The following is a 12,956-nucleotide window of genomic DNA, read 5'->3' as shown; positions in this document are numbered from 1 at the left end:
GCTGATTTTCATTAAATCATGCCTGATGCTTTTCCTGTTCGCCCTGTGAAAACCAAACCCGGCAATTCCGATTTTTTCGCATCATATTTCGACAGGGAAACCCGAAAAAAACGTCAATTCCTTCCTGATCCATATATAACACTCTGATTCTATCGCATATCGCGATTTAGTATTGCTGGAGGGTGGGGCTTGCTTCACACGATCTTCCGACGGGCGTTTCCTTATCTGTTATCACTGATCGCAGGCTGTGCTGTTTCAGTTGGCATGAAACAGGACAGATCAGCTGATCTTAGAAACTATCACCTTTATGATCCCTGGGCCTTTGTCACGCACCGCGATGGACTGGACCTCTATCCGGCGGATCTGCAGACCTTTTTTAATCCGCTTGGCGATCTTCCGCTTTATTGGCTTGGGACCGGGATATTTTCGAATTACCCACGTATTTTTGCTGCGTACCAGGGGCTCTGGTACGGTTTGCTGATATGTATAGTCATATGGTTCATAAAAGGCATTTCGGGCAATTACGATAAAAAGCAGGGTTTCAGCCTGTATGAAATAATCGCGTCCGTACTTATTGGCGTGACCGGATCCGCGGCCGTATGTCAGGCGGGACTGTCATCCAATGAAGTGCCACTTGCCGATCTTGTGCTTGTTGGCGTTGGACTTGTCATACTCTCCCCGCAGAAAAATACGGTGGAGGAAACTGACAGTTCCCTGAAATGGAGGAGCCTTGCCGGCGGGATCATGACGGGTCTGGCTGCCGGGATCAAACCTACCGAGGTGACGTATGGCCCCGCCATACTTGCGGTGGTTCTGGTCATGTCATCAAATCAACGCACACGAATGCTTTCGGCGCTTCTGTGTCTTGTCGGATGCGCTACAGGATTCTTCGTGACATATGGATGGTGGGCGGTTCATCTGTGGCATCAGACGGGAAATCCTGTTTTCCCGATGTTCAACGAATTCTTCCATTCCAGCTGGGCGCCAGCCGGTGCATTCACGGATCAGCGTTACAAGCCAAAGACAATACTTCAATGGATTGCATATCCGTTTTTCTGGCTGGGTCATAAGGAAAAGATAGTTACGGAACCAGCCTTTACCGACTGGCGCTTTGCGCTGGCCATGATTTCGTGCCTCTGGCTGAGCTTGCATCTGGCCTTTTCATTCAGGAAAAAATGCCCGCTTACTGTTGAGCGCCGTCGGAAAATAGCCGTCCTGGTTTTCGTTATTGTGGGATATATTGTCTGGATCAGACTGTATTCGATCCTGCGCTATGCCATTCCAATAGAAGTCATGACCGGATTTCTGATCATAAGTGCAACAAGGGATCTGTTGCTATGCGTGGATCATAAATCGATCAGAACGCCCATCATGATTACGACAACTGCAATAATCGTCTTTCTGGGCCTGACGACACGTTATCCGGGTTTTGGGCATAATAACTTTTCCAAAAAGACATTCGATGTGGCGCCACAGGATGTGGATAAGGACAGCGTCGTGCTTCTGATGGGCCGGAACCTGAGTTATCTGGCCCCATTTTTCAAACATCCGGAAGATCTTCATTTCGTGGGCATGAATGACATGATGGAGGCATCATTCGATTACTTTCCCGGCCGAACCGCGCGGACGCTTCTGACATCAGGCCGGCCCATATGGATGGTGGAACCGGGAGACCCCGGTGAAAAAGACTATACCGTGCTTCTCAGACGTTTTTTGCCGGACATGAATGTAAGGGAGTGCCGCGAAATACCCACGGCATTAAACCGTCAGAAGCATTATGAGGGTGAGGCCACCGCTATACGCCTGCCCCGTCTGTGCAGGGTTTCCAACGGCATGGAAAAATAATGCCGGTCTGAGAAATCAGCAGATGGCGGCGTGCGATCTTCTGATCGGCATCGCCTTCAGGACGGTCATATTCCCGGCGCGCATGTCATTCGGCACATGTCGGTCAGGATGATACGAACGGGCGCGGGAGGGGGACTTCCGCGCCCGTGATGCGTTCAGACCCGTTCGTCATCCGATAGTGGCGGCGTGGCCTTGTCCATCATCGCCAGAAGCGCCGCCGTCAGGGGGGAGGCAAGGATCAGTCCCGGAATGCCCAGGATGGTGCCGAAAATCGTCTGGGACAGGATGGTCAGTCCCGGCGGCATCTTGACCGCGTGACGCTGGATCAGCGGGGCCATGACGTTGCCTTCGAAAAACTGGATGGCGGCATACAGGCCCAGTACCGTCAGCCCTTCACGCGTGCCCTGCGACAGCCCGATCAGGACGGCAGGCACCGCCCCGACGAACGCGCCGATATAGGGGATGAAGTTCGCAAGCCCCGCCACGACCCCCAGCGCAAGGGCCAGCGGCACGCCGATGATCCACAGGCCGATGAACGACAGCAGCCCCACGACCGTCATGTCCAACGCCTGCCCCGCCGTCCATGCCCACAGCGTCTGCCCCGCCGTCAGCAGCAGGTCGCGCGCCCGCGCGCGATAGTCACGCGGCACCAGACGCAGCGTGCCGTTGACATAGATTTCGGGCGATATCGCAAAATACAGCCCGGCGATCAGGACCACCGCCAGTGTGCCCGCCGCGCCAAAGGCGGAGGTGACGAACCCCGTCATGGACCCCGCGATGGAGCCAAAGCCGTTGCCTTCGGACGAATGCTCGTTCCCGCCGAGCGAGGCCGGAAGGTTGTCAAGGATCATGCGCCCCAGCGTGCTGTCGGCCATATGGTCGCGAAGGTTGTGCGCCTGTTCCGTCAGGGCGGCGCGCAGGCGGATGGCCTGTTCCGAAATCTCCGGCCCGCTGCTCCAGATCAGGCCGGTCAGGGCGGAGATGATGACCAGCACGACAATGCTCAGCGCCAGCCAGTAGGGCAGGCGCGTGTGACGCTCCAGATGGGTGGCGAGGTTATGCAGGATCACCGCCACCAGCGTGGCGGCGAACAGCACCATCAGCACATCGCCCACCAGCCAGATCGACACCACCAGCATCGTGACCACCAGGGCAAGGCGCAGGAGGTGGTGAATGCGGGCAAGCTGTTCCGCCTGCGGGTTGCTGGCAGGGGCGTTGTCCGCCGCGTCCTCCGCTGCGGGCGGGGCGTCACGCTCTGTCTTGGAAGAGGGCATCAGGTTTTCCGTGAGTTGGTAAGGATTGAGGAAATGATCGGGATGCTGCCGTCGCGTTGCGCGAAGGTCTTGAGAAACGCGCGAACAAGGCGGTCGCCCCACGGCATTCCTGTTTTTTCATGCAATGGTGGAGATGCCACCACGCGGAAGGTCACGTCGCGAACCCATCATCGTCACGTCCATGTGCCACCGCAACATGCGGCGCCACCATGCCCCCCGCGATATGAAGAAAGCGTGCAGGAAGCGCACGCCATGCGCGTAATTCCGTCGCGACAGGCTGGCGGCGCAGGGCGGTGCAGGCGCAACAGGGCGGGCGCGGGCGAATGGCCGCCATCGACCGCCCGCCATGCCGGACGCAAGGTCATTGCGCCTCGGCGGCTTCGAGTTCCGTTTCCGCGGCCAGCCAGTCCTCTTCCGCCGCTTCGTGCTCCCGCCGCAGGGTGGCGAGGCGGGTGTTGAGGGCGGTCACTTCTTCCGCGCTGCCTGCCGCTTCATACAGGGTGGGGTCCGCCAGCCTTGCTTCCACCTTTGCCTGTTCCGTGGCGAGCTTCGTCATGCGTGCCTCCGCATCGCGGATGCGGCGGCGCAGGGGGGCAAGTGCCTTGCGCGCTTCGGCGCGTTCGCGACGGTCCTCGCGACGCGCGGGGGCGGCCGGGCGCGGCCCCTCCCCGCCGGAGGAGGCCACGCGGGCGCGTTCGATCAGCCATGCGCGGTATTCCGCCATATCCCCCTCGAACGTGCGGATGCCGCCATCGCCCACCAACCACAGCCGGTCGGCCACCAGTTCCACAAGATGAGGGTCATGGCTGATCAGCAGGACCGCGCCTTCGAATTCCGCCAGCGCGCGGATCAGCGCGTCGCGCGCGTCAAGGTCAAGGTGGTTCGTCGGTTCATCAAGGATCAGCAGGTGCGGCGCATCCCGCGTGGCGAGGGCAAGCAGCAGGCGCGCCTTTTCCCCGCCTGAAAGGTCGCGCGTGACGGTTTCGGCCCGCGCGGCGTCCAGCCCGAAACGCGCAAGCTGCGAACGGACCGCCACCGGGGTGGCATCCGGCAGGGCGCGGGCCATGTGATCGACGGGCGTTTCGTCGGGACGCAGTTCCTCGGCCTGGTGCTGTGCGAAATAGCCGACGCGCAGGCGCGGGCTGTGCGACAGGGTGCCCGATTGCGGCGCAAGCCGCCCGGCCACCAGCTTGGCGAAGGTGGACTTGCCATTGCCGTTCGCGCCCAGCAGGGCGATGCGGTCCTCCATGTCGATGCGCAGCGACAGGTTCGACAGGATGGTGGTGTCGCCATATCCGACCGAAACCCGGTCCATCGTCAGCATCGGCGGCGGCAGGGGGGAGGGTTCGGGAAAGGAGAACTGGCTGGGTGCGTCTTCGACCACCGATTCGATGACCGGCAGTTTTTCCAGCGCCTTCAGCCGCGCCTGCGCCTGTTTCGCCTTGGTCGCCTTGGCGCGGAAACGGTCGACAAAGGACTGCATGTGCGCGCGCCGCGCATTGATGCGTTCGGCCATGCGCGCCTGCTGCAGGGCCTGTTCGGTGCGGATGCGCACGAACTCCTCATACCCGCCGGGCGTCAGCGTCAACCTGCCGCGGTCCAGATGGGCGATCGCATCGACCGCGCGGTCCAGCAGCCCGCGGTCGTGGCTGACGATCAGCGCCGCGCCCGCGAAACGCGCCAGCCACCCCTCCAGCCACAGCGTGGCCTCGAGGTCGAGGTGGTTTGTCGGCTCATCGAGCAGAAGCAGGTCGGGATTGAGGAACAGCGCGGTGGCCAGCGCCACGCGCATGCGCCATCCCCCCGAAAAGTCCGAGACGGGACGTGCCTGTGCCGCCATGTCGAACCCCAGCCCCGACAGGATGCCCGCCGCGCGCGCGGGCGCGCTGTGGGCATCGATGGCGCGCAGACGTTCATGGATGTCGGCAATGCGCATCGGGTCGGTCGCGCTGTCCGCTTCCGCCAGCAGGGCGGTGCGTTCGGTATCGCCCGCCAGCACCGTTTCCAGCAGCGATCCATGTCCTGTTGGCGCTTCCTGCCGGATGCGGGCCATGCGCGCGCGCGACGACAGGCGGATTTCCCCGCCATCGGGCGCGATATCCCCTGCGATCGCGGCCAGCAGCGTCGATTTTCCCGCCCCGTTATGCCCCACCAGTCCCACCTTGCGGCCGGGATCGATGGTCAGGCTGGCCCCGTTCAGAAGAGTGCGCCCAGCGATGCGAAGGGTCAGGTCGGATATGACAAGCAGGCTCACGAAACGCGGTACTCCGGGAATATGTGGCGCGGATGGCAGGATTCGTCGCGCTAGTACCTACCAGTCCTTGGCGATATGCTCTAGATGGCGTCAGGTAAGGACGCACGTGCCCTTGTGGCGCCATGTCCTGTCGATCACAACGTATCTGAGTTAAAAGGAGCCAGTTCCATGGCTGTCGAACGTACCCTTTCGATCATCAAGCCCGATGCGACCCGTCGTAACCTGACCGGCAAGATCAATGCCGTGTTCGAGGACGCGGGCCTGCGTATCGTTGCGCAGAAGCGCATCCAGCTGACGCCCGCCACGGCCGGCGCGTTTTACGAAGTGCACAAGGAACGTCCGTTCTATAACGACCTGGTGTCCTTCATGGTCTCCGGCCCGGTCGTCGTGCAGGTGCTGCAGGGCGAAAACGCGGTGGCGAAGAACCGTGAAGTGATGGGCGCGACCGACCCGAAGAAGGCCGAGGCCCACACGATCCGCGCACAGTTCGCCGAAAGCATCGAAGCGAACTCCGTCCATGGCTCCGACAGCCTGGAAAACGCGAAGAACGAAATCGCGTTCTTCTTCGCCGGGACCGAAATCCTGCCCTGATCGTCCCTGCGGACATCAGTGGGAAAAGCCGGCAGAAATGCCGGCTTTTTTTATGGACGGATCTTTTGAAGACTGTCTTCGAATATCAGAAATTTTTGGTGAAGCTTTTTTTCAAAAAGCTGCGAAGGATACTACCTTTCTTAGAAAAGGCAGCACCCGGAAACGTTCATTTTCAGTAATCCGTCCGAAGCGGTTTTTCAGACGCACAGCAGCGCGTCCGCCGTTGCCTCCGCCTGGGTTTCGGGCATCAGCACGCGCCGCAGCGCCGCCGGATACAGCAGGTGTTCCTGCATCAGGATACGCGCGGCAAGGCTGTCGGGCGTATCGCCGGACAGGACGGGCACCGCCGCCTGTCCGATGATCGGGCCTTCATCCATTTCTTCCGTCACCAGATGCACCGTGCAGCCATGCAGGCGCACCCCGGCCTCCAGCGCGCGTTCGTGGGTATGCAGCCCCGGAAAGGACGGCAGCAGGCTGGGATGGATGTTCAGCATCCGCCCGGCCCATGCCTGCGTCAGGAACGGCGTCAGCAGGCGCATGTATCCCGCCAGGCAGACGACCTCCACCCCCGCGTCGCGCAGGGCTGCGTCAATCACGCGCTCATGCGCAGCGCGGTCGCGGCCAAAGGTGCGGTGGTCGATCGCCTTCGTCGCAAGTCCCGCCCGGCGCGCGGTCTCCAGCCCCGGCGCGTCGGGATTGTTGCTGATGACGATGGCGATGCGCGCGGGATAATCCGCCGCCGCGCATGCCGCGATCAGCGCGCCCATGTTGCTGCCGCGCCCGCTGATCAGGATGCCGATGGGACGCTTGGTCGTGGCCGTCATTTCAGGCACGGGTCCCGGTCGCGCCGAAATCCGGCTGCGTCTTCATCACCAGCGAGGCATCGGCGTCCGGGCTGTCGGCGGCTTCGATCCGGCCGATGACATGCGCCTTTTCACCCGTTTCGGACAGGCGCTTCATGACTTCTTCGGGATCGCGCGTGACAAGCACCATGCCGATCCCGCAGTTGAATACCCGCAGCATTTCTTCGGTCGCGACCTGACCCATCCTTGCCAGCCAGCCGAAGACGGGCGGGACATCCCACTGTCCGTCGATCACGGCGCGCGTGCCGCGCGGCAGCACGCGCGGCAGGTTGCCCGGCAGGCCGCCGCCCGTGATATGCGCCGCCGCCTGCAACAGGCCCGCGTGATGCAGGTTCAGGACCTGATGGACATACAGCGTCGTCGGCGTCATCAGCGCCTGCGCCAGCGTCTGTCCCGCCGCGAACGGGCACGGCGCATCCCATTGCAGGCCGGAACGCTTGACGATGGCGCGCACCAGCGAAAATCCGTTGGAATGCACCCCGGCGGATGGCAGCCCGATCAGCGTGTCGCCGGGCCGGATGTCGCGCGGCAGCAGCGCGGTGCGTTCGGCCGCCCCCACCGAAAACCCGGCAAGGTCATAATGCCCGGCGGCGTACATGCCCGGCATTTCCGCCGTTTCCCCCCCGACAAGGGCGCAGCCCGACCCCGCGCAGCCCGTCGCGATGCCACGCACGACCTTCGCCGCGTCATCGACCGACAGGTGCCCCGTCGCGAAGTAGTCGAGGAAGAACAGCGGTGTCGCCCCCTGCACCACGAGGTCGTTCACGCACATCGCCACAAGGTCGATGCCCACCGTTTCATGCAGTCCGCTTTCGATGGCGATCATCAGCTTCGTGCCGACGCCATCGGTGCATGACACCAGGATGGGATCTGAAAACCCCGCCGCCTTCAGGTCGAACAACGCGCCGAATCCGCCAAGTCCACCCATCGTGCCGGGACGGTCGGTGGCGCGGGCGGCCGGCTTTATCACCTCCACCAGCGCGTCGCCCGCGGCGATGTCCACGCCCGCATCGCGATAGGTCGCCCCCCCGGACGTTGCGTCCGCACGGGACGCATCGGGGGACGAAGGGGTGGGGGGATTGGACGGGGCGGAAGTCATGCGCAGGGGCCTTCATCGTCAAACTATCGCTTTCCCGGACTCCTGCCCGCAGGCTATGGAGGACGCGATGGATGCGACAGCATTGGGGTCAATACGGTCTTTGCGCTTCTCTTTACGTCAAGCCGGGGCCGGGCACCAAGCGGTGGTTGCGCGCACAGGGCCGAAAACGGAGAAAATGCCGATCCGCGACACGATCGGGCAGCTTGTGTTGCCCTTTGCGCACAAGCCGCGTTTCACGCGGGCGGATTTTGTCGCCGCGCCCTCCAACGCGGCGGCCCGCGCGTGGCTGCTGGGGCGCACGGCGTGGCCCGACCGGCGGCTGGCGCTGTGGGGCGCGCGGGGATGCGGCAAGACGCACCTGCTGGAAATCTGGGCCAGCGAACATGACGCGGTGCTGCTGTCGGGGCCGGACCTGACGCGCGATGATGTCGCGCGCCTGTTCGGGGCGCAGCACCGTTCGGGCATCATGGCCATCGCGCTGGATGATGCGCAGGGGTGCGCGGATGAACGCGCGGTGCTGCACCTGCTCAACGGTGCGCGCGAACATGGCATGGCGCTGGCGCTGGCCGGGCGGGCGGCGCCCGCGCGCTGGTCCGTCACGCTGCCGGATCTGCAGAGCAGGCTGCGCGCGACCATGGCGGTGGAGATGCGCCAGCCCGAGGATACGCTGCTGCGGATCGTGCTCCTGCGGCTGCTGGCGGAGCGGCAGATTGTCGTGGCGCATCCCGTGCTGGAATGGCTGTTGCGCCGGCTTCCGCGCACCGCCGCCGCGATGATGGAGGTCGCGCATCGGCTGGACCATGCCGCCCTTGCCACCGGGCGGCCGGTCACGCGCGCCATGGCGATCGCGGAACTGGGCGATCTGCTGCCCCCCGACGCCGCATGCGAAACCGTTCCGGCAGGGGAGGTGTAGCAACGGCCCCCTCTGGTCAACGCCCGCGCTGCTGTCCTACCCTTGCATGACTGCTTTTGGCCACGGTCGCCCCCTTTCGCGGCGGCGGTCCCTATCGGGAGTTCGAGTTCCTTGTCCAGACCTCCGCGCAAGCCAGCCTCCTCCGCCACGGCAAAAGACGGCAGGGCCGCGCCGCGTCGCGCCCCGCGCCGCACCACGCGCGCGCGCGCGACAACACGCGCCACGACAAAGGCCGAGGATGATGCCGCGCCGTCGCGCGACCTGGTGGTGCATGATCCATGCCCTGACATGCCCGCGCCGGACGCGCATTCGCCCGAACGTTTCATCAACCGCGAACTGTCATGGCTTGATTTCAACCAGCGCGTGGTGGACGAGGCGGACAATCCCCGCAATCCGCTGCTGGAACGCGTCAGGTTCCTGTCCATCAGCGCCAGCAACCTTGACGAGTTCTATTCCGTGCGTGTCGCGGGGCTGGTGGGACAGGTGCGCGAGGGGCTGATCACCCCGTCGCCCGACGGGCTGACCCCCGCACAGCAGCTTGTCGCGGTGCGCGAACGTACCGCGCGCCTGCTGCATGAACAGCAGCGCATCTGGCGCGACCTCCTCCACGAACTGTCGGAGGCGGGGATCGTCCTGTGTGACGAGGACCAGCTTGATACGGCGGAGCGGGAATGGCTGGACACCTGTTTCATGGAACGGGTCTTTCCGGTGCTGACGCCGCTGGCGATCGACCCGGCCCATCCGCTGCCCTTCATTCCCAACATGGGCATCGCGCAGGCGCTGCGCCTGATGAACGCGCGCACCGGACAGTTCGTGATGGAGGCGCTGATCCTGCTGCCCTCGCGCATCGAACGTTTCATCCGCATGCCCGATTCCCTCTCGCCGCCGGGGCAGACGCGCTTCATCCTGCTCGAACGCCTGATCGTGATGTGCATCGGACGCCTCTTTCCCGGTCTGGTCGCCGGAGAATGGGGGGTGATGCGCGTGGTGCGCGACACCGACGTGGAGTTCGAGGACGAGGCCGAGGATCTGGTCCGTTCATATGAAAGCGCGCTCAAGCGCAGGCGTCGCGGGGTGGTCATCCATCTCGACATCGAATCGCGCATGCCCGAGGATCTGGCCCGCTCCATGGCCGCCTCCCTCAACGCGCCGCCGGACGAGGTTCTGGTGCAGTCGGGGCTGATCGGGGTGGTAGATCTGAAGCAACTGATCGTCGATGACCGGCCGGACCTGCTGTTCCCGCCCTATACGCCGCGTTTTCCCGAACGGATCATCGATTGCGGGGGCGACTGTTTCGCCGCGATCCGCGCGCGCGACATGATCGTGCATCATCCGTTCGAAAGCTTTGACGTCGTGGTGCAGTTCCTGCGTCAGGCGGCGCTGGACCCGGCGGTGGTCGCGATCAAGCAGACGCTCTACCGCACCTCGCGCGACAGCCCGATCGTCAAGGCGCTGATCGAGGCGGCGGAAGGGGGCAAGTCCGTCACCGCGATGGTCGAGCTGCGCGCGCGTTTCGACGAGGAGGCGAACATTCGCCTTGCCCGCGCGCTGGAGGCGGCGGGCGTGCAGGTGGTCTTTGGCTTTTCCGACCTCAAGACCCATGCGAAGCTCAGCCTCGTGGTCCGGCGGGAGGGGGGAACGCTGCGGTCCTATGCCCATTTCGGGACCGGCAATTACCACCCGATCACGGCGCGCATCTATACCGACCTGTCGTTCTTTACCTGCGATCCGGAACTGGTGCGCGATTCGGCGCGGCTGTTCAATTACATGACCGGCTATGCCATGCCCGCGCGGATGGAGGCGATCGCGTTTTCGCCTGTGACCATCCGCTCCACCCTCAATGAACTGATCGACGCGGAAATCGAACATGTGAAGGCCGGGCGTCCGGGGCGCATCTGGCTCAAGATGAACTCCCTTGTCGATCCGGGCCTGATCGACCGGCTGTACGAGGCATCATGCGCGGGGGTGCACATCATGGCGGTGGTGCGCGGCATCTGCTGCCTGCGTCCGGGCGTGCCGGGACTTTCGGAAAACATCCGGGTCAAGTCGATCGTCGGGCGTTTCCTGGAACATGCCCGCATCTTTGCCTTTGGCAATGGCCACCGCCTGCCGTCGCGCAACGCGAAACTTTACATCTCATCCGCCGATTGGATGGTACGCAACATGGACTGGCGCGTCGAAAGCATGGTGCCGATGCGCGATCCCGCCGTGCATGCCCGCGTGCTGAACCAGATCATGATGGCGGACCTGAAGGACAATCTTCAGTCATGGATATTGCAGCGAAATGGCGTATGGAGACGACTGGAACCCGGGCGCGCGCCCTTCTCGGCGCATGAATATTTCATGGAGCATCCCTCTGGCGGGGGACGCGCGCCCGGCGATGGCGGTATCCGCGTCAGCGCGTCGCAGCCGTGGCATACGGAGCAGAGTATTGAGGACTGAGGACATACCCGCCATGGCAGGCACCATGATGACCCGTGACGTTTCCACCGTCGCCTTCCCCATGGCGGGAGCCCCTGCGTGAGCGGGGCATCGGGGCAGAACCGTTCGGCCGTTATCGATCTGGGTTCGAATTCCGTGCGTCTGGTGGTGTTTGACGGGATTTCGCGCAATCCCATCCCGATTTTCAATGAAAAGGTCGTCCTGCGCCTTGGCCGCGGCCTCAACGCGACGGGCCGCCTGAACGAGGAGGCAGTTCCCATGGCGATGGAGGTCATGGACCGTTTCAACGCCATTGCCCGCGGCATGGACGCAAGCCCGTTCGAGGTGCTGGCCACGGCGGCGGTCCGCGACGCCACAAATGGCCCGGATTTCGTCGCGGGCCTGCGGACCCGCCTGCCGGGGGTCCCGATCCATATCCTGTCGGGGGAGCAGGAGGCCGAATATTCCGCCACCGGCGTCCTGTGCGGGATTCCCGACGCCCACGGGCTGGTGGCCGATATCGGTGGCGGGTCGCTGGAGCTGATCCGGCTGGTGGGCGGGCGCAGGATGGAGGCATGCACGCTGCCGCTGGGGGTCATCCGCCTCAATGACCGGGCGCAGGGCGATCTCGGTTCCGCGCGGCAGATCGTCGATGCGGACCTGTCGCGCATCGACTGGCTTGATGAAGTGCGCGGATGCCCGCTGTATGTCGTTGGCGGCGGGTTTCGTGCGCTTGCGCGCCTGCAGATCGCGCGCACGGCCTATCCGCTCAATATCGTCCACCTTTATGAACTGGGCGCGGCGGATGCGCGCGACATGGCGGACTGGATCATCGGGTCGTCGCGGCGCATGCTTGAACGCCTGCCCGGCGTGCCGCGCAAGCGGCTGGAGGACGCGCCCTTTGCCGCGACGGTCCTGCGCCGGCTGATGCGCCGGGTGCAGCCCGAACGGCTGGTGTTCTGCGTCGATGGCCTGCGCGAGGGGTGGTACATGCGCAAGGTCGCGGCCGCCGTGGCGGGCACCGACCCGCAGGAAGCCGTGGCGCAGGAAATGTGCGCGCGCCTGGGCCGCAGCATGACGCTGCCGCTGCGGCTTGTGCCATGGACGGCGCCGCTGTTCCCGGCGGAGGACGAGGCGGCGCGCCGCCTGCGCCATGCCGCGTGCTGGATGTCGGATGTCGGGTCGTACGATCACCCGGAATACCGGGCGGAACAGACCTATCTGCGGATCCTGCGCATGCAGGGGGTCGGTTTCACGCATGCGGCGCGTGCCTCCCTCGCGCTGACGCTGGCGGTGCGGTACGGCGTCGATATGGGAATCGCGTGTCTGGAACCCTCGCGCCGGCTGCTGGACGAGGCGGGATTCGCGCGTGCCGTGGTGCTGGGACAGGCGCTTCGCCTTGCCTACAGCGTCAGCGGCGGGACCGATGCGCTGCTGCGCGGAACGGAACTCCTGTTCGACGGGCACACGCTGACCCTGCGTTTCGCGTCGGGGCAGGACGTGGTGCAGGGCGAAAGCGTGCGGCGGCGACTGGAACGACTGGGCGCGAGCCTGTCCGTGGCGACCGCGATCGCGCAAAGCGTCTAACGGACCATTCAAATGGCAGGTTCAGTAATCTCCTGAAATCATAAAGGTTTTTGGTAAAGCTTTTTGCAAAAAGCTTCGAAGGACGTCGCCTGTTCGAAAAAAGGCGACG

Annotated in this window: 10 protein-coding genes; 5 read left to right on the top strand and 5 right to left on the bottom strand. The window is 63.9% G+C overall.

Features of this window, described 5'->3' with window-relative positions; translation table 11 throughout:
* Positions 1-189: 189 nt before the first annotated feature.
* Complete coding sequence (locus NJLHNGOC_RS02335; RefSeq protein ID WP_133258658.1) at positions 190-1,845, top strand: DUF2029 domain-containing protein; 1,656 nt, start codon at positions 190-192, stop codon at positions 1,843-1,845.
* A 155-nt stretch (positions 1,846-2,000) separates the two neighbouring features.
* Here NJLHNGOC_RS02335 and NJLHNGOC_RS02330 read toward each other — a convergent pair whose 3' ends face one another.
* The 3 genes from NJLHNGOC_RS02330 to NJLHNGOC_RS02320 all read right to left on the bottom strand — a co-directional run bounded on the left by NJLHNGOC_RS02330 (position 2,001) and on the right by NJLHNGOC_RS02320 (position 5,373).
* Positions 2,001-3,119, bottom strand: coding sequence for an AI-2E family transporter (locus NJLHNGOC_RS02330; protein ID WP_239021269.1), 1,119 nt, complete (start codon positions 3,117-3,119; stop codon positions 2,001-2,003).
* A 117-nt stretch (positions 3,120-3,236) separates the two neighbouring features.
* Positions 3,237-3,467 carry a hypothetical protein gene (locus tag NJLHNGOC_RS02325; RefSeq protein WP_133258657.1) on the bottom strand — a complete coding sequence of 77 codons (231 nt, stop codon included), beginning with the start codon at positions 3,465-3,467 and terminating at the stop codon, positions 3,237-3,239.
* Positions 3,468-3,480: 13 nt separating this feature from the next.
* A complete protein-coding gene (locus NJLHNGOC_RS02320; protein WP_113594913.1) occupies positions 3,481-5,373 on the bottom strand; it encodes an ABC-F family ATP-binding cassette domain-containing protein in 1,893 nt (630 codons plus the stop codon).
* 168 nt (positions 5,374-5,541) lie between these two features.
* On the opposite strand from NJLHNGOC_RS02320, the gene ndk reads away from it, so the two are divergent.
* On the top strand, positions 5,542-5,964 hold the full coding sequence (gene ndk, locus NJLHNGOC_RS02315; RefSeq protein ID WP_110527117.1) for a nucleoside-diphosphate kinase: 423 nt from the start codon (positions 5,542-5,544) through the stop codon (positions 5,962-5,964).
* Positions 5,965-6,161: 197 nt separating this feature from the next.
* Here the strand turns inward: ndk and purN are convergent, their stop codons facing one another.
* Positions 6,162-6,788 carry a phosphoribosylglycinamide formyltransferase gene (gene purN, locus NJLHNGOC_RS02310; RefSeq protein ID WP_113594912.1) on the bottom strand — a complete coding sequence of 209 codons (627 nt, stop codon included), beginning with the start codon at positions 6,786-6,788 and terminating at the stop codon, positions 6,162-6,164.
* Between the two features lies 1 nt (position 6,789).
* Positions 6,790-7,926 carry a phosphoribosylformylglycinamidine cyclo-ligase gene (gene purM / locus NJLHNGOC_RS02305; protein WP_113594911.1) on the bottom strand — a complete coding sequence of 379 codons (1,137 nt, stop codon included), beginning with the start codon at positions 7,924-7,926 and terminating at the stop codon, positions 6,790-6,792.
* A gap of 175 nt (positions 7,927-8,101) precedes the next feature.
* Here purM and NJLHNGOC_RS02300 point away from each other — a divergent pair, with 175 nt between their 5' ends.
* The 3 genes from NJLHNGOC_RS02300 (at position 8,102) to NJLHNGOC_RS02290 (ending at position 12,847) form a co-directional block, all read left to right on the top strand.
* Complete coding sequence (locus tag NJLHNGOC_RS02300) at positions 8,102-8,839, top strand: P-loop NTPase family protein (protein ID WP_113594910.1); 738 nt, start codon at positions 8,102-8,104, stop codon at positions 8,837-8,839.
* A gap of 111 nt (positions 8,840-8,950) precedes the next feature.
* The gene (locus NJLHNGOC_RS02295) at positions 8,951-11,281 is read left to right on the top strand and encodes an RNA degradosome polyphosphate kinase (RefSeq protein ID WP_408890435.1); all 2,331 of its coding nucleotides are present in this window, start codon (positions 8,951-8,953) and stop codon (positions 11,279-11,281) included.
* Between the two features lie 78 nt (positions 11,282-11,359).
* Complete coding sequence (locus NJLHNGOC_RS02290) at positions 11,360-12,847, top strand: Ppx/GppA family phosphatase (RefSeq protein ID WP_113594909.1); 1,488 nt, start codon at positions 11,360-11,362, stop codon at positions 12,845-12,847.
* The last annotated feature ends 109 nt before the right edge of the window (positions 12,848-12,956 follow it).

It is taken from the genome of Novacetimonas cocois (assembly GCF_003311635.1).
GTDB classification, from domain to species: Bacteria; Pseudomonadota; Alphaproteobacteria; order Acetobacterales; family Acetobacteraceae; genus Novacetimonas; species Novacetimonas cocois.
The sequence above is the reverse complement of the archived record's forward strand: the minus strand, read 5'-3'. Positions and strand labels throughout refer to the sequence as shown.

Bases quoted from the DNA above. Each gene is read 5' to 3' on its own strand.
- NJLHNGOC_RS02330 (WP_239021269.1), bottom strand. From the start codon at position 3,119: ATGCCCTCTTCCAAGACAGAGCGTGACGCCCCGCCCGCAGCGGAGGAC.
- NJLHNGOC_RS02325 (WP_133258657.1), bottom strand. From the start codon at position 3,467: ATGGCGGGCGGTCGATGGCGGCCATTCGCCCGCGCCCGCCCTGTTGCG.
- ndk (WP_110527117.1), top strand. From the start codon at position 5,542: ATGGCTGTCGAACGTACCCTTTCGATCATCAAGCCCGATGCGACCCGT.
- purN (WP_113594912.1), bottom strand. From the start codon at position 6,788: ATGACGGCCACGACCAAGCGTCCCATCGGCATCCTGATCAGCGGGCGC.
- purM (WP_113594911.1), bottom strand. From the start codon at position 7,926: ATGACTTCCGCCCCGTCCAATCCCCCCACCCCTTCGTCCCCCGATGCG.
- NJLHNGOC_RS02300 (WP_113594910.1), top strand. From the start codon at position 8,102: ATGCCGATCCGCGACACGATCGGGCAGCTTGTGTTGCCCTTTGCGCAC.